At 63.4% G+C, this 22,581-nt stretch carries 21 protein-coding genes, 1 tRNA gene and 2 pseudogenes; 14 read left to right on the forward strand and 10 right to left on the reverse strand.

What is annotated here, in order from left to right; genetic code table 11:
- Window positions 1–161: 161 nt before the first annotated feature.
- The 4 genes from V8F63_RS02930 to V8F63_RS02945 all read left to right on the forward strand — a co-directional run bounded on the left by V8F63_RS02930 (window position 162) and on the right by V8F63_RS02945 (window position 2,976).
- Window positions 162–890: a TVP38/TMEM64 family protein gene (locus V8F63_RS02930; protein WP_392354453.1), complete on the forward strand. Its 729-nt coding sequence runs from the start codon at window positions 162–164 to the stop codon at window positions 888–890.
- A complete protein-coding gene (locus V8F63_RS02935) occupies window positions 887–2,113 on the forward strand; it encodes a HAMP domain-containing sensor histidine kinase (protein ID WP_392354454.1) in 1,227 nt (408 codons plus the stop codon). Before V8F63_RS02930 ends, V8F63_RS02935 begins: the two co-directional genes overlap by 4 nt.
- Window positions 2,110–2,346, forward strand: coding sequence for an ATP-binding protein (locus V8F63_RS02940; RefSeq protein ID WP_392354455.1), 237 nt, complete (start codon window positions 2,110–2,112; stop codon window positions 2,344–2,346). Before V8F63_RS02935 ends, V8F63_RS02940 begins: the two co-directional genes overlap by 4 nt.
- Before the next feature lie 96 nt (window positions 2,347–2,442).
- Window positions 2,443–2,976 carry a cell wall hydrolase gene (locus V8F63_RS02945; protein ID WP_392354456.1) on the forward strand — a complete coding sequence of 178 codons (534 nt, stop codon included), beginning with the start codon at window positions 2,443–2,445 and terminating at the stop codon, window positions 2,974–2,976.
- A 71-nt stretch (window positions 2,977–3,047) separates the two neighbouring features.
- Here the strand turns inward: V8F63_RS02945 and V8F63_RS02950 are convergent.
- The 3 genes and pseudogenes from V8F63_RS02950 to V8F63_RS02960 all read right to left on the reverse strand — a co-directional run bounded on the left by V8F63_RS02950 (window position 3,048) and on the right by V8F63_RS02960 (window position 6,398).
- Window positions 3,048–4,090, reverse strand: a pseudogene (locus tag V8F63_RS02950) (ribonucleotide-diphosphate reductase subunit beta).
- A gap of 169 nt (window positions 4,091–4,259) precedes the next feature.
- A complete protein-coding gene (locus V8F63_RS02955; protein WP_392354457.1) occupies window positions 4,260–5,579 on the reverse strand; it encodes an acetyl-CoA hydrolase/transferase C-terminal domain-containing protein in 1,320 nt (439 codons plus the stop codon).
- A gap of 81 nt (window positions 5,580–5,660) precedes the next feature.
- On the reverse strand, window positions 5,661–6,398 hold the full coding sequence (locus V8F63_RS02960) for a phosphatase PAP2 family protein (RefSeq protein WP_025976626.1): 738 nt from the start codon (window positions 6,396–6,398) through the stop codon (window positions 5,661–5,663).
- Window positions 6,399–6,649: 251 nt separating this feature from the next.
- On the opposite strand from V8F63_RS02960, the gene V8F63_RS02965 reads away from it, so the two are divergent.
- Complete coding sequence (locus V8F63_RS02965) at window positions 6,650–8,533, forward strand: ribonucleoside-diphosphate reductase subunit alpha (RefSeq protein ID WP_392354458.1); 1,884 nt, start codon at window positions 6,650–6,652, stop codon at window positions 8,531–8,533.
- Window positions 8,534–8,669: 136 nt separating this feature from the next.
- On the opposite strand, the gene V8F63_RS02970 is transcribed toward V8F63_RS02965, so the two are convergent.
- Window positions 8,670–9,017 (reverse strand): hypothetical protein, encoded by a 348-nt coding sequence (locus V8F63_RS02970; RefSeq protein WP_392354459.1) that lies wholly within the window; start codon window positions 9,015–9,017, stop codon window positions 8,670–8,672.
- 343 nt (window positions 9,018–9,360) lie between these two features.
- Here V8F63_RS02970 and V8F63_RS02975 point away from each other — a divergent pair, with 343 nt between their 5' ends.
- Window positions 9,361–9,555 carry a hypothetical protein gene (locus V8F63_RS02975; RefSeq protein ID WP_392354460.1) on the forward strand — a complete coding sequence of 65 codons (195 nt, stop codon included), beginning with the start codon at window positions 9,361–9,363 and terminating at the stop codon, window positions 9,553–9,555.
- A gap of 13 nt (window positions 9,556–9,568) precedes the next feature.
- Here the strand turns inward: V8F63_RS02975 and V8F63_RS02980 are convergent, their stop codons facing one another.
- Window positions 9,569–11,293 carry a gamma-glutamyltransferase family protein gene (locus tag V8F63_RS02980; protein WP_392354461.1) on the reverse strand — a complete coding sequence of 575 codons (1,725 nt, stop codon included), beginning with the start codon at window positions 11,291–11,293 and terminating at the stop codon, window positions 9,569–9,571.
- A 193-nt stretch (window positions 11,294–11,486) separates the two neighbouring features.
- On the opposite strand from V8F63_RS02980, the gene V8F63_RS02985 reads away from it, so the two are divergent.
- From V8F63_RS02985 to V8F63_RS03000, 4 genes are all read left to right on the forward strand, one after another.
- A tRNA-Arg gene (locus V8F63_RS02985) sits at window positions 11,487–11,563 on the forward strand.
- A gap of 382 nt (window positions 11,564–11,945) precedes the next feature.
- The gene (locus V8F63_RS02990) at window positions 11,946–13,235 is read left to right on the forward strand and encodes a site-specific integrase (protein ID WP_392354462.1); all 1,290 of its coding nucleotides are present in this window, start codon (window positions 11,946–11,948) and stop codon (window positions 13,233–13,235) included.
- Window positions 13,236–13,281: 46 nt separating this feature from the next.
- Complete coding sequence (locus V8F63_RS02995; protein ID WP_392354463.1) at window positions 13,282–14,364, forward strand: Fic family protein; 1,083 nt, start codon at window positions 13,282–13,284, stop codon at window positions 14,362–14,364.
- A gap of 533 nt (window positions 14,365–14,897) precedes the next feature.
- The gene (locus V8F63_RS03000; protein ID WP_392354464.1) at window positions 14,898–15,176 is read left to right on the forward strand and encodes a hypothetical protein; all 279 of its coding nucleotides are present in this window, start codon (window positions 14,898–14,900) and stop codon (window positions 15,174–15,176) included.
- Between the two features lie 72 nt (window positions 15,177–15,248).
- Here the strand turns inward: V8F63_RS03000 and V8F63_RS03005 are convergent, their stop codons facing one another.
- Window positions 15,249–15,446, reverse strand: a complete 198-nt coding sequence (locus V8F63_RS03005) for a hypothetical protein (protein WP_392355132.1) — start codon at window positions 15,444–15,446, stop codon at window positions 15,249–15,251.
- Between V8F63_RS03005 and V8F63_RS03010 the strand changes: the two are divergent.
- Window positions 15,354–15,614, forward strand: a pseudogene (locus V8F63_RS03010) (DUF488 domain-containing protein); the annotation flags it as partial. The gene V8F63_RS03005 and the pseudogene V8F63_RS03010 overlap by 93 nt on opposite strands.
- 189 nt (window positions 15,615–15,803) lie before the next feature.
- Here the strand turns inward: V8F63_RS03010 and V8F63_RS03015 are convergent.
- Window positions 15,804–16,415, reverse strand: a complete 612-nt coding sequence (locus tag V8F63_RS03015; RefSeq protein WP_392354465.1) for a recombinase family protein — start codon at window positions 16,413–16,415, stop codon at window positions 15,804–15,806.
- Between the two features lie 194 nt (window positions 16,416–16,609).
- Between V8F63_RS03015 and V8F63_RS03020 the strand changes: the two genes are divergently transcribed.
- Window positions 16,610–17,041 (forward strand): hypothetical protein, encoded by a 432-nt coding sequence (locus tag V8F63_RS03020; protein ID WP_392354466.1) that lies wholly within the window; start codon window positions 16,610–16,612, stop codon window positions 17,039–17,041.
- A 20-nt stretch (window positions 17,042–17,061) separates the two neighbouring features.
- Here the strand turns inward: V8F63_RS03020 and V8F63_RS03025 are convergent, their stop codons facing one another.
- Together V8F63_RS03025 and V8F63_RS03030 are read right to left on the reverse strand one after the other, a co-directional pair.
- Entirely contained in the window at window positions 17,062–17,295 is a 234-nt protein-coding gene (locus tag V8F63_RS03025; protein WP_392354467.1) for a hypothetical protein, read from the reverse strand.
- A gap of 352 nt (window positions 17,296–17,647) precedes the next feature.
- On the reverse strand, window positions 17,648–17,791 hold the full coding sequence (locus V8F63_RS03030) for a BLUF domain-containing protein (RefSeq protein WP_392354468.1): 144 nt from the start codon (window positions 17,789–17,791) through the stop codon (window positions 17,648–17,650).
- 675 nt (window positions 17,792–18,466) lie between these two features.
- Between V8F63_RS03030 and V8F63_RS03035 the strand changes: the two genes are divergently transcribed.
- Both V8F63_RS03035 and V8F63_RS03040 read left to right on the forward strand, forming a co-directional pair.
- Window positions 18,467–19,243, forward strand: a complete 777-nt coding sequence (locus V8F63_RS03035) for a hypothetical protein (RefSeq protein WP_392354469.1) — start codon at window positions 18,467–18,469, stop codon at window positions 19,241–19,243.
- A 117-nt stretch (window positions 19,244–19,360) separates the two neighbouring features.
- Entirely contained in the window at window positions 19,361–21,370 is a 2,010-nt protein-coding gene (locus V8F63_RS03040) for a hypothetical protein (protein WP_392354470.1), read from the forward strand.
- Here the strand turns inward: V8F63_RS03040 and V8F63_RS03045 are convergent.
- The gene (locus V8F63_RS03045) at window positions 21,341–22,579 is read right to left on the reverse strand and encodes a Y-family DNA polymerase (RefSeq protein ID WP_392354471.1); all 1,239 of its coding nucleotides are present in this window, start codon (window positions 22,577–22,579) and stop codon (window positions 21,341–21,343) included. The genes V8F63_RS03040 and V8F63_RS03045 overlap by 30 nt on opposite strands.
- Window positions 22,580–22,581 lie beyond the last annotated feature (2 nt).

The raw sequence follows: 22,581 nt of genomic DNA on the forward strand, positions 1-22,581 counted from the left end.
GGGGTTGGCGACAGACACAAGCGTCAGCCGCGAGAGAGGCGGGCGTATAAGCGGCGACAGGACGGGAGTCAACGCCACAGCCGCTTTTCCGTGCGCTCGACAGACGCGCACGACGGCTGGAAATCCGCTAGGGATGCAGAAGAAAGAGGATGGAGCGCGGTTTGGACCGGGTCAAAAGATTTCTGCCCCTGGCCGTGCTGCTGGCCGCCGCCGCCCTGATCTTCGGCATGGGCTGGAATCGCTATCTGTCGCTGGACACGCTGCGCGAGCACGGCGCAACGCTGGAGGCCCTGGTCGCCGGACATTATCTGCTGGCTCTGGGCGCCCTGATGCTGATCTTCGCCCTGCTGACGGCCAGCGTGGTGCCGGGCGTGGTCTTCATCACTGTGACGGCGGGCTATCTGTTCGGGCCATGGGTCGGGGGCGTGGCCACCGCCTTCGCCGCCACCGTCGGCGCCCTGGCCGTCTATTATGTCGGGCGCACGGCTCTGGGCGATTCCCTGCGCCGCCGCGCCGCCGCCGATACGGGCCTGCTCAACAAAGTCTGCGCGGGGGTCGACAAGGACACCTTCTGGTATGTGCTGATCGCCCGTCTGGTCGTCACCGTGCCGTTTCACATGATCAATGTGGCGGCGGGCGTGATGGCGGCCCCCTTGCGCCCCTATGTCATCGCCACCTTCGTCGGCCTGCTGCCCGCCCACATCATCTATTGCGGGATCGGCGACAGCCTGCATGAAGTGCTGATCACCAATCCTAACCCCGACATCCGCAGCCTGTTCGCCGAGTTCTTCTGGCCCCTGATGGGCGTGGCCTTCCTGTCGATGTTGCTGCCCCTGCTGCTCAAGCTGGGCCAGACGCTGCGCGGCCGCCGCCGCACGGAGGCGTCATGACGGTAGGCGAGATGCAGTCCCATGCGCCCGAGGTCACGCCGGTGACGGAACGGCCCGAGCCGCGCCGCCGGTTCGCCCTGCCGTCGCCGGACGGCCTGTCGGTGCGGCTGCTGGTGCTGACGGTCGTCTTCACCCTGTCGGTCGTCGGCCTGATCATCGTGCCCAGCGCCGCCTCCTTCCAGGAGCGGTGGCTGATGGATCGGCTGCAGGCGGCGGAACTGGCCTCGGTCGGGGTCGAGGCCCTGCCCTATTCGGCCGTCGAGGACACGACGGCGGAGCAACTGCTCAGCATCGGCGGAGTGCAGTCGGTCGTGGTCGGCGAACAGGGCGTGCGCCGCCTGCTGCTGCAGGCCCCCAACCTGCCGCGCGCGCCCGAACTGATCGACCTGCGCCAGCGCAATATCGGGGCGCGGCTGCTGGACCCGTGGAAGACCCTGTTCGGCCACCCCGACCGCTCGCTACGGGTGCAGGCGGCGCCGCGCTATCGCTCGGGCGACCTGATCGAGATCCTGGCCCCGGCCCAGCCGCTGAAGAAGGAGCTAGCGACCTTCCTGCGCAACAACCTGGCCGTGGCCCTGCTGATCGCGGCGGTGGCGGGCGGTCTGCTGTACGCCGCCCTGTCCTATCTGGTGCTGCAGCCGCTGGGCCGCGTCACGCGCTCGATCGAACGCTTCGCCGCGGATCCCGAAAGCCCGGCCGAACCGCCGTCCAGCCGTCGCGACGAGATCGGCCGGGTCGAGCGCGAACTGGCCCGGATGCAGGAGGAGGTGCGCCAGTCGCTGCGCTCGCGCGCCCGCCTGGCGGCGCTGGGCGAGGCGGTGGCCAAGATCAATCACGACCTGCGCAACATGCTGACCTCGGCCCAGATGGCGTCTGAGCGGCTGTCGACCTCGTCCGACCCGCTGGTGGCGATCGCCCTGCCACGGCTGGAGCGGGCGCTGGGGCGCGCTTCGACCCTGGCGCGCAACGTCCTGGCCTATGGCAAGACCGAAGAGCCCGAGCCCCAGCGTCAGAAGATGCTGCTGGCCCGCGCCGTGGCCGCCGCCGCCGAGGACGCCGGGCTGGAGCAGGACGGGGTGAAACTGGTGCGCGACCTGCCCGCCCGCTTCACCGTCAACGCCGACCCGGACCAACTTCACCGCATCCTGGTCAATCTGATGCGCAACGCCCGTCAGGCCATCGAGGCGATCCAGAGAACGGGGGCAAGGGCGCCATCACTGTGAGCGCCGCGACCGAAGGGGCTGAGGCCGCCATCCTCATCGCCGATGACGGACCCGGCATCCCGCCGCGCCTTGCCGAGCGCCTGTTCGAGCCCTTCGTCAGCGGCAGCAAGGCGGACGGCACGGGGCTGGGACTGACCATTTCGCGCGAACTGGCGGCGAACCACGGCGGCTCGCTGACGCTGGTCGACACCGGGCCGTGGGGCGCGCGGTTCGAACTGCGCCTGCCGATGTGACCGGCAGCCAAACCGGCCCATAAAGCGTTGTTCCCCTGAAGCCTCGGAAACGCCAAGCTTGCCGCGTTCCGTCGCCGCGTCCGAAGGAGATTTTCGATGATTCGCTTTTCCGCCCCGCGAAGCGCCGCGCCGGTTCTGTCCCAGACCTTGGCCTTGACCCTGGGGCTGGCGGCCCTGGCTGCGCCCGCCGGCGCCCAGACCACGACGCCCCGCGCCAACCCGCCTCAAGCCCAAAGCTCAGCTCAAGCCCAGTCACGCGACCCCGTCGCCGAAATGCTGACCAAGGGCGAGCGCTACCGCCGCGCGCCTGATTCCAAGCAGGACCCCGACGAACTGCGTCAGACCCAGGCCCTGAACGCCGAAATCGTCGCCCAGAACGACCTGGCCGAGAATGAGGACCGCGCCAATCAGGCCGCACAGGCCGAGGCCCAGCGGCGCTGGCAGGCCGAGCTTAATCAGACGGAGGCCGACGCCCGCGCCGCCCGTGAACGCCACGAGGCCGATCTGCGCGCCGCCGGGGAAGCCCAGGCCCGCTATGACCGAGAGATGGCCGACTGGCGCGCCACCGTCGCCGCCTGCGAACGCGGCGACCGCGCCCGCTGCAACGCCGGGCGTCCGGGGCCGAACTAGGCCCTCCGCAACAAAAAGGCGCCGCCGACCTTGCGTCAGCGGCGCCCTTTACTTAGCCAACGCGGGCTGGATCAGGCCTCAGCGCTGTGCGTGCGGCGCTTCATCATATTGTCGAAGCTGTCCCAGACGCCGTCGGCGCCGTGCCACGACCCTTGCGTCGCCGCCTTGGAGTATTCGGTGGCGCGCGCCTCGAAGAAGTTGGCGTGCTCCACGCCGCTGAGCAGCGACTGCAGCCACGGCAGCGGGTTCTCGGTCACGCCGTAAACCTCGGGCAGGTTCAGCTGGCGCAGGCGCCAGTCGGCGATGAAGCGGATGTAGGCCTTGATGTCGTCGGGCGTCATGCCGTTCACCGGGCCCATTTCGAAGGCCAGGTCGATGAACTTGTCCTCCATCTGGATCACCGTCTTGCAGCAGTCCACGATGTCGTCGGCCACGGCCTTGGTGACGGCGCCCGTCTCCTTGTTGAAGGCGTGGTACAGCTTGATGATGCCTTCGCAGTGCAGGCTCTCGTCGCGCACCGACCAGGACACGATCTGGCCCATGCCCTTCATCTTGGACTGGCGCGGGAAGTTCATCAGCATGGCGAAGCTGGCGAACAGCTGAAGGCCTTCCGAGAAGCCCCGAACATGGCCAGGGTGCGGCAGATGTCTGCGTCGCTGTCGACCCCGAACTGGCCCATGTAGTCGTGCTTGTCCTTCATGGCCTCGTATTCCATGAAGGCGCCGAACTCGCTGTCCGGCATGCCGATGGTCTCGAGCAGAAGGGCGTAGGCCGCGATATGGATGGTCTCCATATTGGCGAAGGCGGCCAGCATCATCTTCACTTCGGTCGGTTTGAACACCCGGCCGTAGCGCTCCATGTAGTTGTCCTGCACCTCGATGTCCGCCTGGGTGAAGAAGCGGAAGATCTGGGTCAGCAGGTTGCGCTCGCCGTCGTTCAGATTGGCGGCCCAGTCCTTGACGTCCTCGCCCATCGGGACTTCCTCGGGCATCCAGTGGACCTGCTGCTGCTTCTTCCACATGTCGAAGGCCCACGGATAGCGGAAGGGCTTATAGGCGGCCGAAGGGGTCAGCAGGCCGGGCATGTCGGGACGAATGATAGCGGGGGCGTTCATCGAAAAAGACCTGTCGCAGATCCAGGAGAGGGCGCCCGCACCATGCGTCCCCCGGCGCGTCCGAACAAGGGAAGATGCGCACATCTAGCGATCACTTTTCACACGACCGCTAGATGTGGTGTTTGAATGACAGGAAACTGGGGAGGAAGATGGGGACGGTTTGTTAAACCTAGAGCAGGCCCATCGCCCTGGCCTGGCGCTCCAGCTCCTCGCGGAACTCGGGCGCGGCTAGGCCGATCAGGGCGCGGGCGCGGGCGTCGTCGGTCAGCCCCTTCAGATTGACGGCCCCATGCTCGGTGACGACGTAGTGGATGTCGTTGCGGGGCGTCGTCGCCGGACCGTCCAGGCGCGCCACGATGCGCGAGGCGGTCCCCTTCGCCGCCGTCGAATGGCAGGCGATGATCGACTTGCCGCCCTTTGACGCCGTCGCGCCGCGCACGAAATCGAGTTGGCCGCCCGCCGCCGTATACTGCCGCCCGTTCAGATATTCCGAGCAGCAGGCGCCGAACAGGTCGATCTGAAGGGTGGCGTTGACCGACACCATCCGATCGTTGCGGGCGATGACGGCCGGGTCGTTCACATAGTCGACCGGATAGGCTTCGACAGCCGGGTTCTCGTGCAGGAACTCATAGGTCGAACGGTCGCCCATGGAGAAGGTGAACACCGTCTTGCCCGGATGCAGGGTCTTGCGCGCATTGGTGACGACGCCCGCCTTCATCAGCTCGACCAGACCCGGCGTCAGCATCTCGGTGTGGACGCCCAGATCGCGATGGTCGTGCAGGGCCGCGCACACGGCGTCCGGCAGGGCGCCGATGCCCATCTGCAGCGTCGCCCCGTCCTCGACTAGTCCCGCGATCAGGGCGCCGATGGCGCGATCCTGCGGCTGCTGCGGCGCCTTGCCCGCCTCCAGCAGGGGCGCGGCATGTTCGACCAGGGCCGCGACCTGAGAAATGTGGACGCGGCAGTCGCCGAACACGCGCGGCATGTGCGGATTGACCTCAACGATCACCCGCTGCGCGCTCTGCGACACGGCCAGGGCGTAGTCGGTGTTGGTCCCGAAACTGAAATACCCTTCGGCGTCCATCGGCGAGACGGTCGCCAGCAGGGTGTCGACGCCGATCTCCTGCGTCAGCACCCGAGGAGCCTGCTGAAAGCCGGTCGGCACGAACCAGACGGCGCGGCGGCCCTCCTCGCGCCCGCGCGCCTCCAGCTTCCGCTCGATGGCGCCGTAAAACAGGCTGTGCGGGCGGATGCGGTCGGTCAGTTCGTAGCGCATCACCGTCTCGCCCGCGATGGCGGTGGACAGCAGGTAGTAGAGGTTGATGTCGCCGACCTGCCGCGACTCGGCCCGGTCGGCCAGGGCCTTCAGCAAGGCGGGCGGCTGGCCGACGCCCAGGGCCATGGCCACCTTGGCGCCCGACGGGATCAGGGCGGCCGCCGCCTCGGGCGTCGTCAGCCGTTCGGCGTAGAGGGCGGCGAAATCGGTCATGGGCAACTCCTGAAACGTCGTCCGTCTTTATCCGTCAGCTGCGCGCCGTCGCGGCGCTAGACCTTGGTCTAAGGGCGGCGATCAGGGGGCGTCCTGAAGCGGCGCGTCGTGCAGGCGCTGGCGTCGTTCGGCGGCATAGGCGACCAGCCACAGCGCCATCGACCAAGCGGCGCCCACGCTCCAGCCCGCAAACACGTCCGAGGCCCAGTGCGCGCCCAGATAGATGCGCGTCAGCCCGATCAGAAGGGCTATCACCACCGCACAACCCAGCACATAGGCCTTCAGCCGCCGGCGCGGAAAGGCCCGCGTCAGCATGACGCCCAGCGTCAGATAGAAGACCGTCGACAACAGGGCGTGACCGGAGGGGAAGCTGGCGTTCAGCGTATCGACCGCCTGATAGATCTGCGGCGGCCGCTCGCGCTCGAACAGCGCTTTCAGCCCCTCGCTCAGGGCCACCCCGCCCGCCAGGCCGACCACCAGCATCAGCGCCGAGAGCCGCTTCTTCATGATCAGCAGGAAGCCGATGGCGATGATCGCGAACAGCGTCAGAACCGATATGCCGCCCAATGACGTCAGGTCCGCCGCCGCCTCGTGCAGCCACCACGGCCCCCAGGGGCGGCCGGGATCGTCGGCGAAGGGCCGGACCGCCGCCAGCACCGCCTGATCGAAGGCCTGGCCGTCCGCCTCGCGCATGTCGTCGGCCACCTCGATGAAGGTCAGCACCCCCAGGGCGACGACCAGCATGGCGGCCACAGCGGCGATTTCAGTGCGCGCGACACGCAGGGCGCGGGTCAGAAAGGCGGTGGGATGCGGAGCCATGGGGCGCTAACGGCGAAGCTGGAGGGACGTTCCCTGCCTGATAGATTTCCACAACCTTTGGATAAACACCCCCAGCAGGCAGCAAATGCCCGCGCGGCGCTGACGAATCACTGGACGAAATTCCTGCCTGTGCGTGTCACCTAGGTTCGCCAAAAAAATCACTTGGCCTCGGACGTTAATGCCGATTTAGTCACTTCCGGACAGGGTACCCACTACATCTAGTGGTTTCCAAGCAAGAGCGGGATAGCGAGATGGCTGGCGGCGAAGCGTTGCAGACAACGGAATTCTCTCAGGTTTCCCCGGCTCCGATCGAGCTGAAGCCGGACCTGAAGGTGGTGGGCGGCTTGAAGCTGGACCGCTCGCGCGACGCCCTGCTGACCGATTTCGGCAAGAAGACGCTGGAAGACCGCTACCTGCTGGCGGGCGAAAGCTATCAGGACATGTTCGCCCGCGTCGCCACGGCCTATGCCGACGACGCCGAGCACGCCCAGCGCGTCTATGACTATATGTCCAAGCTGTGGTTCATGCCGGCGACGCCCGTCCTGTCGAACGGCGGCGCCGATCGCGGCCTGCCGATCTCCTGCTTCCTGAACGCCGTCAACGACAGTCTGGACGGCATCCAGAACGTCTGGAACGAGAACGTCTCCCTGGCCTCCAACGGCGGCGGCATCGGCACCTATTGGGGCGGCGTCCGCTCCATCGGCGAGAAGGTCAAGGGCGCGGGCCAGACCTCGGGCATCATCCCCTTCATCCGCGTGATGGATTCGCTGACCCTGGCGATTTCGCAAGGGTCCCTGCGTCGCGGCTCGGCCGCCGTCTATCTGGACGTGCACCACCCGGAGATCGAAGAGTTCCTCGAGATTCGTAAACCCTCGGGCGACTTCAACCGGCGCTCGCTGAACCTGCACCACGGCATCAACATCACCGACGCCTTCATGGAAGCGGTGCGCGACGGCAAGAGCTTCGACCTGGTCTCGCCCAAGACCGGCGAAGTGCGCAAAACCGTCGACGCCCGCAACCTGTGGACCAAGATCCTCGAGATCCGGATGCAGACGGGCGAGCCCTATCTGATCTTCTCGGACACGGTGAACCGGCAGATGCCGCAGCACCAGAAGGACCTGGGCCTGTCGGTCAAGCAGTCCAACCTGTGCTCGGAAATCATGCTGCACACGGGCCTGGACCATAAGGGCGTCGAGCGCACCGCCGTGTGCTGCCTGTCGTCGGTCAACGCCGAGACCTTCCTGGAGTGGCGCGAGGAGCCCCGCTTCATCGAGGACATCATGCGCTTCCTCGACAATGTGCTCGAGGACTTCATTACCCGCGCCCCGTCGTCGATGGCCGCCGCCGTCTATTCGGCCCAGCGCGAGCGTTCGGTGGGCCTGGGCCTGATGGGCTTCCACTCCTTCCTGCAGGCGCAAGGCGTGGCCTTTGAATCGGCCATGGCCAAGAGCTGGAACATGCGCCTGTTCAAGCACCTGCGCCGCGAGGCCGACAAGGCCAGCCGCACCCTGGCCGAGGAGAAGGGCCCTTGCCTCGACGCCGCCGAGCGCGGCGTCATGGAGCGCTTCTCGCACAAGCTGGCCATCGCCCCGACCGCCTCGATCTCGATCATCTGCGGCGGGACCTCGGCGGGCATCGAGCCGATCCCGGCCAACATCTACACCCACAAGACCCTGTCGGGCTCCTTCGCGGTCAAGAACCCCTATCTGCAGAAGCTGCTGGGCGAGAAGGGCATCGACACCGAGGCCGTCTGGTCGTCGATCCTTGAGCACGAAGGCTCGGTCCAGCACCTGGACGCCCTCAACGACGAAGAGAAGGCCGTGTTCAAGACCGCCTTCGAACTGGACCAGCGCTGGGTCATCGAACTGGCCGCCGACCGCACCGGCGACATCTGCCAGGCGCAGTCGCTGAACCTGTTCATCCCCGGCGACGTCAACAAGTGGGACCTGCACATGCTGCACTGGTCGGCGTGGGAGCGGGGCCTGAAGTCGCTCTATTATCTGCGCTCCAAGTCGGTGCAGCGCGCCGCCTTCGCCGGCGCCGAGGACAAGGTCGAAGCGGAGATCGATCCGAACCAGCCGGACCTCTTCTCCGTCACCCGCATCGACTACGACGAGTGTCTGGCCTGCCAGTAAGGCAAGCCTTAGCCATCATCGCCATCGCCTTTCAGCCGCCCGGGGAACCCTCTCCGGGCGGCTTCGTTCGTTTGACTAGGATTAAGGCGCAAAAGAGTCCGTTGCGGTTCCCCGGCGTTCGTGCACAGTGGAACCGTTAACGGGTCGGGAGGGACCGTTGATGCGGCGCATGGCATGGGCAGGACTGACGATCGGGGCGGCGACAGTCGTCGCCATGCCCGTTTCCGCCCTGCCGCAGATGGAAGCCGACAGCCCCATCGTCGCGCGCGGCGGCGAGGCGGTCCGGTTCGAGGACGCCGCCGCCCTGGCCGACAGCCGCCTGCCGTTCTCGGCTGAGCCTGAGGCGGCCTTCGGTGCCCCGGTCCAGATCAACACAGCCTCGCGTTTCAACGCTGACGCCGGCCAACTGCGGCAAGAGGCCTGGTTCGCGGGCGACGGCTTCACCGACCGTCTGCGGATCACGACCACCGGCGAGTTGCGCCACGCCGACGGCTCGCCCGCGCCGCCCCGCGCCCTGGACCCCGTCGCCTTCTCGGGCGAGAGCTATGACGTCACCTACACGCGCGGCTGGACCGCGGCCAGCGGCCGCACCGCCTCGGGGCTGGAAGTGTCCCTGACGCCGCACGCGGGCTTCGGCGTCGGCAGCGACGGCCCGTCGGCCGAGGCTGGCGCCACCCTGCGCATCGGCGAAAACCTGGACCGTCTGGCCCAACGGCGACGAAGCGTTCGGCGACCGCCCGCGCTGGTATCTCTACGCCGCAGGCTCCAAGCGGGCGGTCGGCTACAACTTCGCCCGCACGCGCGACGGCGAATTCGCCGGTTCAGGCGTGACCCAGGACGCCGGCACCTATCTCGGCGACGCCTCGATCGGCGTGGCCTATCGCCGGGGCGCCATCCAGAGCTCCTTCGGCGTGGTCTACCGCGAAATCGAAGCCAAGGGCCTGCGCGGCTATCAGGGCATCAACACCGACGTGTCGGAAGGCCTGGTGGCCTTCCAACTGACGATCCGCCCGCCGCGCTAGGCTCCTCCTCCTCCTACTGCGTCCGCGCCACGCCCTCGCGGCGGCTGTCGGCCGCTCCGTCCCAGCGGCCGTCCCGCCACAGCCCGCCATGCAGACCCGAGGTCTCGGTCGTGTTGGGCCTCAACTCCACGCCGCGCGTCGCCATCCCTTCGCGCACCGCCTCGGGGAAGCCCTCGGTGTCGGCGCCGAAGCCGTCGCCCTTGGCCACCAGGTTCGGCAGGTCGAACGCCTGCTGCAACGGCAGGCCCCAGGCCAGGGCGCCGATCAGCGCCTTGGCGTTATAGGCCAGGATCGACGAACCGCCCGGCGAGCCCAGCAGGCCCACCAGCCGCCCCTCGCGATCCAGGATCACGGCCGGCGACATCGACGAGCGCGGCCGCTTGTTCGCCGCCACGGCGTTGGCCGCAGGCGTGCCGTCCGACGCCGTCGGAACCATCGAGAAATCGGTCAGCTGATTGTTCAGGAAGAAGCCGCCCGCCATACGGCCTGAGCCGAACAGGCTCTCGACCGTGGTGGTCATGCTGACGGCATTGCCTTGCGCGTCCACCACGACCAGGTGCGACGTCCCCGCCGGTTCGCGCGTGGCGTCCGCGCCGACGTTCGGCGCCCCGCCGGCACGCCATAGGGCCGCGCCGCGAAGGCCCGGCGCTAGCGCCGCCCGCTCCGCCACATAGGCCGGGTCCAGCAGACCCGCCACCGGCACGTTGACGAAGGCCGGATCGCCGAAATAGCGGTCGCGGTCCGCGTACATCAGCCGCTGCAGCTGGCCGAAGGCGGCCCAGGCCTCGGGGCTGTCAGGGCCCTTGTCGATGTCCGGCGTCCGCTCGGCCATCGCCAGCAACTCCAGGATGGAGGCCCCGCTGGACGGCGGCGGCGGCACGCAGATGGTGTAGATCTTATAGGGACCGCACACGGCCTCGCGCACCAGAGGGCGATAGCCGGCGACATCGGCCGTGGTCAGGGCGCCGGGACGCGGTCCCGCCTGCACCGCCGCCACAATAGCCTCGGCCAGCGGCCCCTGTTGCAAGGCCGCGGCGCCGTCCCGCGCGATCCGGCGCACCGTCTCGGCATAGGCGGGATTGCGCAGGACATCACCCGCCTGATAGCGCGTCCCGTCCGGCTTGGTGAAATACTCGCTCGCCCAGCGGGTCTTGGCCTGAGGCGCGTCGCTGTTGATCATGCCCGCCAGCCGCTCGCTGACGACAAAGCCGTCCTGCGCCAGTTTCTCGGCGTCGCCGAACAGCTCCGACCAGGCCAGGGCGCCGTGCTGCTTCTGCGCCAGGGCGAGCATGGGCACCACGCCCGGCGCCCCGGTCGAGCGCCCGCTCAACACCGCATCGACAAAGGCTAGCGGCTGGCCGTTCTCATAGAAGAGTTCAGGCGTGGCGGCCGCCGGCGCCGTCTCGCGCCCGTCATAGACGGTGACGGCCCCGCTCTGCCCATCATAGAACATCATGAAGGCGCCGCCGCCCAGGCCCGACGACTGCGGCTCGGCCAGACCCAGCACCGCCTGCACGGCCACGGCCGCATCCACGGCCGACCCGCCGCGCGCCAGCACCTTCATCCCCGCCTCGACCGCCAGGGGATTGGCCGCCGACACGAACGGTCCGCGCGCGATGGTCTGGCTTGCCTGCGCCTGCGCCTGCGCTCCCGGCGCGACGCCAGCGTCCAGCGCAGACGTGGCGCACCCGCCCAGCAACAGGGCCGCAGCCGCCGTCCCGGCGATCAACGCCGACATTCTACGGGCAGGACGGAAGGTGAAAAATGGCAAGGCGCGCACGCAATCTCTCCAGCACGTTGCAGGGCGCCTTATGCCTAGGCCCCACGCCCCCTCAGGCCAACCCTGCATTTTCTCAAGTTTTTCTTAGAAAACCGACTTGCCAGCCCGGAAGCGACCCGCTAGATACCCGGCCCTGCCCGCAAGGCGGTGCGCACCCGTAGCTCAGCTGGATAGAGCACCAGACTACGAATCTGGGGGTCAGGAGTTCGAATCTCTTCGGGTGCGCCATCTTTCCAAACATCGTTGAAAACGCTGCGGAATACCGTCCGCACAACCGTTTCCGCACGATGTCTACACAAACCGTCTACACAATCCGACCGACTGTCAGCGGCTAAACCCTTCTGATCGTTGGGATAATCGTCGAAACGGCGTCTACACAAAGCGTCTACACATTGTTCGAACGCATCTCGTTCGGAAGCGTGGCCAGATTCACTATCGGCGACGGGTTCCAGAGGCCCTTCGGGACATTATCGGCAGGAAAGAAATCTGGAGATCGTTAGGGACGGACAGCCCAACGGTCGCCAAGCGTCGCGCCTTACGAGTCGCCGCCCAGATCGAGCACGAGTTTGAGATCGCCCGATCAAAGGTTGGTCTGATCGTCGATCCGATCATGCTCGAAGAATTCAGCGAACCGGCGCCGCTCGCATCGACGCCAGCCATTGTCGAGACGGAAGCCTCGACCGGCATCACGCTCGGCGATCTCTACGACGCATACATGGATGATCCCACGCGGGATTGGTCGCCAACGACGCGCATGGCCTACCAGACGACCAAGCGACTCGTCGTGGCGATCCTCGGCGCAGACACGCCAGCGCGCTCCATCTCCCGTAGTCAATGTCGCGACATGATCGAGGTGCTGCGCTGGCAACCCCGCAACGCTTCCAAGCTTTTCCCGAAGCTCTCCCCTGTCGAGATTGCAGAGAAGGCCAAGGCCGAGGGCCGCACAGACCTGATCAACGCCGCCAACATCAACACCTATCTGAACAAGCTCGGCGGCGTGCTGAACTGGGCCGTGAAGGAAGAGATGCTGGAGCGAAATCCGGCGCAGGGTCTGCGTGTGCCTGATCCGATCGCACGGCGCGACAAACGTCTGCCGTTCTCCACCCGTCAGTTACAGACGATCTTCTCGGCGCCGCTTTATACCGGCTGCCGCGACGACGGTCACGGCTACGCCACGCCCGGTCCGGAGCGACCACGCAACGCCCGTTTTTGGATTCCCCTGCTGTCGATGTTCGGCGGCCTTCGCTTGAACGAGGCCTGCCAACTCGACGTGGCTGACATTCGACGCATCGACGACGTGGATTGCTTCGTCATCACTGAACGGTCAGAGGACAACCAGACCGACAAGCGGTTGAAGACCTCCTCCAGCGAACGGGTCGTTCCGATTCACGCCATGCTGATCGATCTCGGTTTCATGGATTTCGTGCGCCAGAGAAAGCGGGTTGGAGAGACCAAGCTGTTCGCGGAGGTCGGAATGGGCGCCACCGGCTATCGCTCCACGACCTTCTCTGCGTGGTTCCGCCGTTTCCTTGTCAAGGCAGGAGCCGCCGCCCCGAAGACCTGCTTTCACAGCTTCCGGCATGGCTTTCGCGACGCTCTTCGCGAGGCGCGCATTGACCGCGACATCGCTCTAGCCTTGGGCGGCTGGACGGCAGGGAACGGGTCGGCTGCCGTGTCAGACGCCTACGGCAACGGCTACCAGATCGCCACGCTGAAAGAAGCCATCGACCGCGTGCAGTATCCTAGCCTCGATCTATCTCATTTAAATAATGGGGATTTTCGTCATCCAATCGCCCGCCCTAAGAGCCACGTCCGAGCGAGGCCTTCATGTTCGAGCGAAAACGCCCAGAAGGCTCCAGCGGCAGTTCATCGAACGCAGATTTCACGACTCGGGCTATGAGGGGCAGAAATAGCCACATGATTGGAGTAAGGAGCGACCTGCAAGGATGACCGCCTATATGCCGCCCCTACTTCCACTCTCAATCGATCTGGAAACCAAGACCGTCCTTAAAAAGCTCGCTTCAGCACGCGGCGCGCTTGCCGAACTGAAGGGCGCCGCCGGGTTGGTGCCGAACGAGTCGATCCTGATCAACACTCTGTCCCTGCAAGAAGCAAAGGACAGTTCGGCAATCGAAAATATCATCACGACCCACGACGACCTCTATCGAAGCGATGCGCTCGCTGAACGCTTTGCAAGTCTCGCAGCTAAAGAGGTGTTCAGTTACGCCAGAGCTATGAGGGAAGGCTTTGAGACCGTTCGCAAAACGGGCCTGATCACGACCAATGACATCCTTGCCATGCAGGCGACGCTGGAGCGGAACAAGGCGGGCTTCAGAAAGCTCCCCGGCACTGCGCTCAAGAACGATAAAACTGGCGAGGTAGTGTTCACGCCGCCACAAAGCCATGACGACATTCTTAAGTTTATGAACAACTTAGAAGCGTTCATAAACGATGACGGCCTCACCGATCTCGATCCGCTCATCAAGATGGCGATTATCCATCACCAATTCGAGACCATTCATCCATTCTACGATGGAAATGGTCGAACAGGTCGCATCCTGAACATCCTGTATCTTGTGAAGCAGGACTTGCTAACTACGCCGGTCCTCTACCTTTCGCGCTATATCAACCAAACCAAGAATGAATATTATCGACTTTTACAGGCAGTGCGAACGGATAATGCGTGGGAAGAATGGCTCTTGTATGTGCTGGCTGGAGTTGAGGAGACAGCGCAGCAAACTACGCGCCTAGTTCACAGCATTCGGAGCTTAATGCAGGCACACAAGGTGCAGATGCGTGAGCAGCTTCCTCGCATCTACAGCCAAGACCTTCTGAATAATATTTTCAGCCACCCTTACAGCAAGATCGTTTTTGTTGAACGCGATCTAAGCGTCAGCCGCATTACGGCGACCCGCTATCTCGACGAACTTACGCGGATCGGAATGATGCAAAAGCTAAAAATCGGGCGCGAAAATTACTATGTGAATCGCGCACTGATGGCGTTGCTCGGCAACGCGCAATCCGTTTGACGGCAAAAAAAACGCGCATAGGAAAAGCACATTTTCTATGCACGTTGTGCGGACATGCATAACGAACGCGCTCTTTCCGGTTATGTCAAAGCGACCCGCAAATGAGGGAGCCATCTCCTATGCAGGTCACAAAATCATGCATGGAAATGCACCCCAAACTATATGTTTGCATCTTCTGGGAGCCTAAAAATTCGTTGTCCTACCAGCGGCATGTAGACGCCGTTTCGACGATTATCCCAACGATCAGAAGGGTTTAGCCGCTGACAGTCGGTCGGATTGTGTAGACGGTTTGTGTAGACATCGTGCGGAAACGGTTGTGCGGACGGTAATTCCGCAGCGTTTTCAACGATGTTTGGAAAGATGGCGCACCCGAAGAGATTCCTCGGGTGGCTAAGTTTGTTGTCCATGCCGCACTCCTGATCTGGAGCGTCCAGCCATCGTCATCGGGACGATTCCGGTCAACGCTGTGGTAGGCCGTAATGAAGACATGCGACCGGGTTTGTCGGCGGTCGATCAGGGATTGGGGGCGAGCGATGATGCGGTTGGCGCATGTAATCGAGGCGAGCGAAGTCACCGCCGTGGAGCGACGGCTTGAAAACGCATTGAAAGCTGCCGGATTTAATGTTGGGCGGCTCAACCTTACGCCGCTCGCCCAGCAGGTCGCCGCTGAGGAAGCGAAGGAGCTACTCGTCTCCATCAATATCCAGCCGGTTGAGGCTCCCTTTTTCGGGCGGGGCGACGGGGGCGTGGAAGTGCGGTTCGTATTCGGAAAGGAAACCGATCATGTGATGGCCAAGACGGTTCTGGCTTAGGCCGCCACGCTCTCCTGACGGTCCTCTTCGACCGTTTCCAACGAGCGTTTGATCGAAGGCGCGTCTCGCGAGTTAGCTCGGCATGTCCCAGCCTTTTTCACCATCGGCCACGCGACGCGCACACTGGATCAGTTCGTCGAGCTTCTGATGGAGAACCGGATCGGCATGGTGGTGGACGTGCGCTCCATGCCCGCGTCCCGCACCAACCCGCAGTTCAACCGCGATGTGCTGCCCACCAGCCTTCAGGACTACCAGATCGGGTATCGCCACCTCGCCGCCCTCGGAGGGTTGCGCAAAAAGCAGATGCCGGAAGAGGAGTCGCCGAACGACTATTGGCGAGTGAAGAGCTTTCGACGCTATGCCGATTATGCTCTTGGCCCCGACTTCGCAGAGGGCTTGGCCACGCTTCGCTCTTTGGGCTCAGAGCAGCGGATCGCCATCATGTGCGCTGAAGCGGTATGGTGGCGATGCCATCGTCGCATCATCGCCGATTACCTGCTCGCCGGTGGCGCAGAGGTGTTTCATATTCTTGGTCGGCGCGACGTTCAGCCCGCCAGTTTAACGCCGGGAGCCCATGTTCTGTCGGGGGTGAGCGGATCGAATATCGGGCCGAGCAACCCGCCTGATTTACGCCGCCACGCTCTCCTCACGGTCCTCTTCCACCGTCTCCATAGAGCGTTTGATGGCGGTCACCGTCATGGGCGAGGCCCGATGGAGGCGGGCGGTGGCGCGGACGCCCAGACCGTCTCGCAACGATTTCCTGATCGCTTCCACACGGTCCTGCGGCATCGGTTTACGACCGCTCTTTTTGGTCGTGCGACGAAGCCCAGCCATGATGCGCTCACGGATCATGGCCCGCTCGAACTCGGCGAAGACCGACAACATCTGGAACATCATCCGGCCTGATGGCGTCGAGGTGTCGAGGCCCTGCTGGTGGAGATAGAGGTCCACGTTTTTGGCGTGGGCATCGTTCAGGAAAGACACGAGGTCGGGCAGGGATCGACCGAGGCGGTCCACGCTCCACGCCATGATCTGCTCGAAGTCCTTGCGCGCCACGCCCTTGAGCAGAGCGTCGTAGCCGGGGCGCCGGTCGCGGCCTTTAACGCCGGAGATGCCTTCGTCGGTGAAGGTGGCGACCACTTCCCAGCCCTGTCGTTCCGCAACGCCCAGCAGATCACGAAGCTGGTTCTCGACGGTCTGGTTTTTATCCGCCGTCGAAACACGAGCATAGATCGCCACGCGCTTGGTCAGGGCTGTTCTCCTATTGCTATTGAGAGAACGCCAGACTCTCATAGATCGGCGAAGCGTCAACGAGATCGGACAGTAGCGGCGCCGCGCGTGGGGCGGCCTTCATCGGATTCTTGTTTGTCAGCGGGCTGCGCGTGGCTCATGGATCGGACGAGCAGTAGGCTTCCGAGAGGATATGGAGCGGAATGGTCGAACCGGAACGCCATCCAATGGCTGCGGAACTGATAGCTGCTGTGGGAGAGGTGATGTTGAGGTGGGGGCGCCTCGAAGCAGAAATGATGCGAAGGCTGGAAGGGAGTGAGCACAACCTTTCCCCTCGCGCTCCGACGATCCAGCTATGGCGCGTCGTGAGCGGGCAGCCCGGATCGGACCTTGCGGTTTGGAATGAGGAGATCGAATGGGCAGCCCACGTCAGAAACTTGCTGGCGCACGGGTTTGTCGGCGGCGTCTGCGAACCGATAGATGGCCATCCGGCAGTGATCTGCCGACACCCGGACGGCGAAAACCGCCGCCTGACTTATGACACGCTCAAAGCTGCGGCGCAGAGAATCGATCTGCTTCAGCTTCGCCTTCGCCAAGAGACAGATGCTTTGCGCTGTTCTCCTCGCAAGATTTGACTACCGGACGGCGCCAGTTGTCAGGAAGGCGGCATGTCATCCAGCGGGAGGATGAACATTTGGCTGTAGCCTTGACCGCCGTCGCTGATGGGAAAGGCCACGTAATCTTCGCCAGCGTCGTCAGTGGCGTGGCGCACTATGTCGTTGAACTCGGCGGCGCGCTTAGGATTGCCGATCAGAAGGAAGCCATCGTCGTCCTGCCGAACTTGGTAGGCGGCTGACGCTTCCAACAGACTGTCGAGAAATCGCCCCATAGGGGAATATGAACATCGCTCGGCGAACAATTCAAGCTACGCCGTGGGCAAACACGGCCAAGGTGGCACCAGTTGGGTAGAATTACCTAAGTGTTTTTCCCCAGTGGTCGTGGCCGCGCGCTCTATCTCTGGCGCCGGTAATCTTCCTGCTCGGCGGCGAGTTCGAGCATCATTCGTAGGGCCGATCCATATGATCCTTCGCACCCCTCGACTAACCTGCTGAGCAGCTTTGCTCGGTCGGGGCGCATCTTCGGTGTTTCCATCACCCACACTGGAAAGGCCCGCTCTACTCCCCAGTCCTCGCCGAGCACCCGTAGATCGGTGTGTCGGCTATCCGAGCGCAGACGGGCCATCAGCGCATCAACGGTAGGGGAGAGCCTTCAATGACCTGTATGAATGTGCCATCGGCGTAGGCCAGCACGCCCGTGATCTCGTCCTGTCGATTGTTGCGGGCAGACGCGCCGAGAATCTCCGCGAGGTTCAGCGGGTGCTCCATCGAAATGGTTGACCGGCTACAGTAGATCACTCGCTTCCAGCGCATCACCCCGTTCCTCTCGTTGAGGACAAGGCCCCTGAGAGACGGATGTTCCCTCAGGGCGTTGTCGCCCCTCCGCACGTCCCAGAAAACAGATGGAAGCGGGCACGAAAATCGACGCCGATAAAAGCCTGACATTTCAGGTCGCGATCTTCCGTGAAACACCGCCAATTTCACCCCCTTTGAGAGAACGGTCGCGGCGGCTCTTTTCGAGCGATCTTCCAGTCGGCTCTCCGCGATCCGGCTGAAGCCTTCATGAGATCGAGGATCAAGGCGAGTGCTCCGCACTCACCTGCGTCTGACCCTTTCCATCGCCGCGCCTCGCTGTCGCTCTGCCCGACGAGCTAAAGGGCGCAGCCGATTTGTGAAATCAGGGAAGAGCCAAATCCCCTCATTTAACGACCTTGCTAAGACATCTTATAAGGAAGGCCACTAAATGAGGGCTTTTCTCAGAGAGCCGATTGGTCGCTTCGCTTCTCTCATAAAAGGAAAGAAGAAGGCGTAGATATAAATGCCGCCGCGACACTCACCATGTTAAATATGGACGTGGCGGACAACGCTGGAAGTCATGAACCAGCGAGATCAGCAGGTCGATCTGGTCCGTCACATCATATTTTGACCTGACAGGACTTGAACGTGAACTATTTTGAACCCCTGTGGGCGAAATATTACGCCCCGCTCCTAACCAAGACCGAGGTTGGCCAACTCCGACGGTCCGAGACTGCCGCCCCCTCGATCCTCCTCACCGAGATCATCCAGAAGCAGGGCTTCGACAGCGCGAACCGCACCTACATGAGTGTGGAAAGCAACTTCTATGTGAAGGCAAAGAGCCACTACACCGTGGCCAGCCTGATCGAACGAACAGCAGAGCACGGCTGGGAGCATCAGTGCCTGTTCACCAACGCCATGCGGATCGCTGAACCGGGGGCGAAAGCCAGCCCCGCATCCCGCATCGTGGTTGCCCCACATCACATTCTGACCATCGAGTTTGATGACCGGAACATCGCTTTCTTCCAGCAGCAACTCGGCTGGCTCCGGTCGTCAGGCGGTAAGCACGATAGCGTCGTCGGCCAGTTCGTCACCCACCTGCGAAAAACCTACGCCGACGCCGTGGGGCTGACCGTTGTCTATTCCGGTCACAAAAGCCTCCATTTCCATTTCGTGGTCTCAACCGAGATTTTGAGGGGCGCCGCGCCGGAACCGACCAGTGCGCGGTTGGGCTTCCAGAAGGCATGGGATCGGCTGCGCGATGAGTTCGAAAACTTTGCGCCTTTTGGTCTGGCTGGAAAAAGGCAGACACATCGCTGCGGCAACCTGAGAATTTCCGACGCTTGCCGCGCGGCATGCGGCTCAACGAATCTACGGACCACATTTTTGGGGTCCCGGTCGGTGTGCCCCTCTTTCAGGGAGTGATGTGGGAGCACCTTCCGCGCGGAAGGGGCGGCGGGGGCAAGGGAGCCTTGCTGAACCCTGTCGATTTCATGACGACGCCCATCGTTCCTCATCGGTCGGCGCCGCAGGGCCAAGTCCGTGACGATACAGAGCGGGGAGAATCTCCATGCTGAGGCGAAGCTCGCGGCACTCTTCGACGGCGTGACCAACCATCCGAAGTTCTCGCACCTCGACTGTTCGGGCGGCGAGCCGGTCGCATATTTTTACAATCACCCCGCAGACCAAAACCCGAAGTCAGTCATGCGTGCGGACTTCGCTACGGTTCTGGTCCAAGGGTCCAACCCGCTGGACCTCACCAATGACGCTGGCGTCGATGGCGTCCTGATGAGCCGGTTGCCGCGCTCGCTCGGCGACATGCTGGACATCTGGGCAGATGATTTTCATGGCCAGCGCGTCGGGCCGGGCGGGCGTGTGCGTTCGACAGTCGAGGCTGAGTTCGCCGAGGCAGCGAGAGATCACAAGACGGCGACAAAGGCGATGTCCGCCATCCTGCTTGGAAGCCTCAGGGATAATGTGCGGAAGCCAGAGACCCACCTGCTCTGTGCTCCGGAAGGGATCAGCAAAACCCGAAGCCTCATGACCGCAGCACCCGACCTGATCAAAGGATTTCGTCGAGAGGGATTGCCATCATGGTTGATGTTCGCCTTCCCCACCTACGAAGGCGCGCAAGAAAAGGAGGCGGAGTTCAGGACGCTTCACGCCGCCGACATGGGCGACATGAAGCCTGTGTTTCTCCGTTCGTTTGATCGGATTTACACGGAGCTATGTCCCGATCCGAAAAAGCGCGTTTCGCACAAAGACGCCGCCATCAGCGGCTACGCCTCCAGAGCGGACATGATCAGGGCAGAACAGAGCAGCGTGGCGAAAGCCATGGACGGCGCGTATGCCGATCTGCGCTCGGCCGTCGCCTCCGGTTCGCCCGTGTTCTTCACCGTCCACGACGTCGCGCAGGCGTGGGCCAAAGACAACTTTAGCCGTCTGCTGCTTGCCGCCGAGGCTGTCGAGAACCCCGCCGACCGGCTCGCGGCGCGCGAAGCTACACGGCTGGGCCTTCTGGTTCATGATGAGATCAACACGAGGGCCATCGTGGAAGTCATGCCTTCTGAAAAAATGGAAGGCATCCGCGAACTCATAAACAGCATGGGATGGACCAGCCGAACGAGTTTGGCCGAACGGTGGAACACGTTCCAACGCAGCGGTCGGGTTCAAGACTTCGATTTTGATGAGGTTTGCCGCATCGCGGGAACACCAGAGCATTGTTGGGAACACGTCACGACGGGGGAGAACTTCGAGTATGGAGCCAGCCTCGATAGGGACCGCGACATCTACGCCAGAGCCAATAACCGACGTTGGCATGTCCGCCGTCGAAACTGGGCGTCGGAGGTCGCGCATAAAACTGCGATCCTAACGACCGAATTTGTGCCGCTGCTCCTCGCTGAGCATGCCGGAAGCTGGCGCACGACCTGCCTAGACGCGCCTCTCCTGCCCAAGGACGCGACATCGACCCGACCGGACCGGACTCTCACTACGGGGTCCGCTTCTCGACATGTTCTGGCAGCAAGAGCCGATGCCGTTGGACCCCTTTTCGCGATTGGCAATAAGCTGGCACGTCTCGACGACGCTGAGACGCACGCCTCGGCCAAGGGATCGAACGCCTATATTGGCAAGGACGTCGTTCAGACAATGACGATGATGGCGCCAGAGCAATATGCGGAACATCAGGCCCTCAACGCATGGACTGGCCGCGTCGATCTGGCACGCATCGCCCATATCGACCAGTTCAACCAGACCGCTGGTCGTAACCTCGGCTTCAGGAATTCGGGGAGCGCGTCCCATCGGGTGATGATTAACCGCCGCCTGTTCGACTGTCTGACACCCGTGATGAGCTATGCCCGCTACGACATGGCAGACGACTGCGTGGAAGTGTCTCGCAAACTCCAGCGTCGGAAGACGCAGAAAGCTAAAGGCCGCATCGCCACTGGAAGGCGATGCCCAAAACTGGCGAAACTGGTGGAGATTCTGAAAGCGGAAAAGGAGACGGGGCCGTTGAGTTCCGTTTCAGGCGCGCACTTCCATCAGGTCGCTTAGCCTCGTCGTGTAGCGGGGTGAGCGATTGGCGGCTCGTGTAGACCATGGGGTGACCTGTCGTATTCCGCCCGGCCGCAAAGTCCCACTTCCGAACCGATTGTTCACCGCATCTAGAGCCGCCATCAGTTTCTCAGATCGAACAGTGTCAGCGGTCGGCAAGAGATCGCGCGGCATGTCCCTCGCCGACTTGAGGTCAAGCAGGATCACGCCCGCCTTGGCGTATCGCGTGTTCGGCCTCCACATGGACCGCCCCGCTCGGACCGCCTGACTGATTAGCGCGAAGCTGTCTGACGTCGGCTCGATCTCGAACGACCGCTGCCCATGATACCAAGGGTCGCCATTGTGCGGATGCGTGTGGAAAAACACCACCATCGCGTTGGCAACCAGCCCGTGATTCCGGCACTTCTCCGCAGCGCGCGAAGCATGGGCCGCCAGTGCCTCTCGCATGTCCTCCCACGTCTCGACAAGTCGCCCAAACATCCGCGTCACCGCCACGGTCTGCCGCTGGCTGGGCGCCAATGCGAGAGGGAGGCAGGAAACGCCGTTCAGTTCGGCATGGGTGCGTTGCCCGGTCACCGTCATCAGTTTTCTGACGCTGGCGGACGTGAGCGCAGCAAACTGCTCGACTGTGAAGATGCCGAGATTGTTGAGCTTCGTTTGCGAGGCGCAGCCTATGCCCCAGACTTCGTCGATGGGCATGGTGGCGAACGCCTCGCGGCGGACGTCGAGGTCGCTGAAGTCTGAGACGCCGCTCGCCGTCTTCGCGTGCTTGTTCGCCAGCTTCGCCAATGTTTTGGTGGGGCCGATCCCGACGCAGGTTGGGATTTTGGTCACCCGTCTGATCCGTTCGCGCACCCTGCGGCAATAGTCCGCTCGTGCGAACTCTGTCAGGTCAACAAACATCTCGTCGATGCTGTAGGGCTCGACCCTCGCGAAACTTTCAGAAAGAACCTCGAACACCCTACGGCTCATGTCACCATACAGGGCGTAGTTCGAGGACCGGGCAATGACGCTGCGATATTCCGGTTTGCGCTTCGACAGGTGCCAGACCTCGCCCATCTTGATCCCGAGGGCCTTGGCTTCAGCCGATCTGGCGATGGCGCAGCCGTCGTTGTTCGACAGCACGATAACCGGCCTGCCGATTAAGGTCGGGTCAAAAGCCCGCTCGCACGAAACGTAGAAGTTATTGCCATCGATGAGTCCGAACATGG

The sequence above is a fragment of the Brevundimonas sp. LF-1 genome, assembly GCF_037055305.1.
Lineage (GTDB): Bacteria > Pseudomonadota > Alphaproteobacteria > Caulobacterales > Caulobacteraceae > Brevundimonas > Brevundimonas sanguinis.

Excerpts from the sequence above, each read along its gene's own strand:
- V8F63_RS02935 (WP_392354454.1), top strand. The coding sequence starts at position 887 with ATGACGGTAGGCGAGATGCAGTCCCATGCGCCCGAGGTCACGCCGGTG.
- V8F63_RS02945 (WP_392354456.1), top strand. The coding sequence starts at position 2,443 with ATGATTCGCTTTTCCGCCCCGCGAAGCGCCGCGCCGGTTCTGTCCCAG.
- V8F63_RS02955 (WP_392354457.1), bottom strand. The coding sequence starts at position 5,579 with ATGACCGATTTCGCCGCCCTCTACGCCGAACGGCTGACGACGCCCGAG.
- V8F63_RS02960 (WP_025976626.1), bottom strand. The coding sequence starts at position 6,398 with ATGGCTCCGCATCCCACCGCCTTTCTGACCCGCGCCCTGCGTGTCGCG.
- V8F63_RS02965 (WP_392354458.1), top strand. The coding sequence starts at position 6,650 with ATGGCTGGCGGCGAAGCGTTGCAGACAACGGAATTCTCTCAGGTTTCC.
- V8F63_RS02980 (WP_392354461.1), bottom strand. The coding sequence starts at position 11,293 with ATGTCGGCGTTGATCGCCGGGACGGCGGCTGCGGCCCTGTTGCTGGGC.
- V8F63_RS02990 (WP_392354462.1), top strand. The coding sequence starts at position 11,946 with ATGCTCGAAGAATTCAGCGAACCGGCGCCGCTCGCATCGACGCCAGCC.
- V8F63_RS02995 (WP_392354463.1), top strand. The coding sequence starts at position 13,282 with ATGACCGCCTATATGCCGCCCCTACTTCCACTCTCAATCGATCTGGAA.
- V8F63_RS03000 (WP_392354464.1), top strand. The coding sequence starts at position 14,898 with ATGATGCGGTTGGCGCATGTAATCGAGGCGAGCGAAGTCACCGCCGTG.
- V8F63_RS03020 (WP_392354466.1), top strand. The coding sequence starts at position 16,610 with ATGGTCGAACCGGAACGCCATCCAATGGCTGCGGAACTGATAGCTGCT.
- V8F63_RS03025 (WP_392354467.1), bottom strand. The coding sequence starts at position 17,295 with ATGGGGCGATTTCTCGACAGTCTGTTGGAAGCGTCAGCCGCCTACCAA.
- V8F63_RS03030 (WP_392354468.1), bottom strand. The coding sequence starts at position 17,791 with ATGGAGCACCCGCTGAACCTCGCGGAGATTCTCGGCGCGTCTGCCCGC.
- V8F63_RS03045 (WP_392354471.1), bottom strand. The coding sequence starts at position 22,579 with ATGTTCGGACTCATCGATGGCAATAACTTCTACGTTTCGTGCGAGCGG.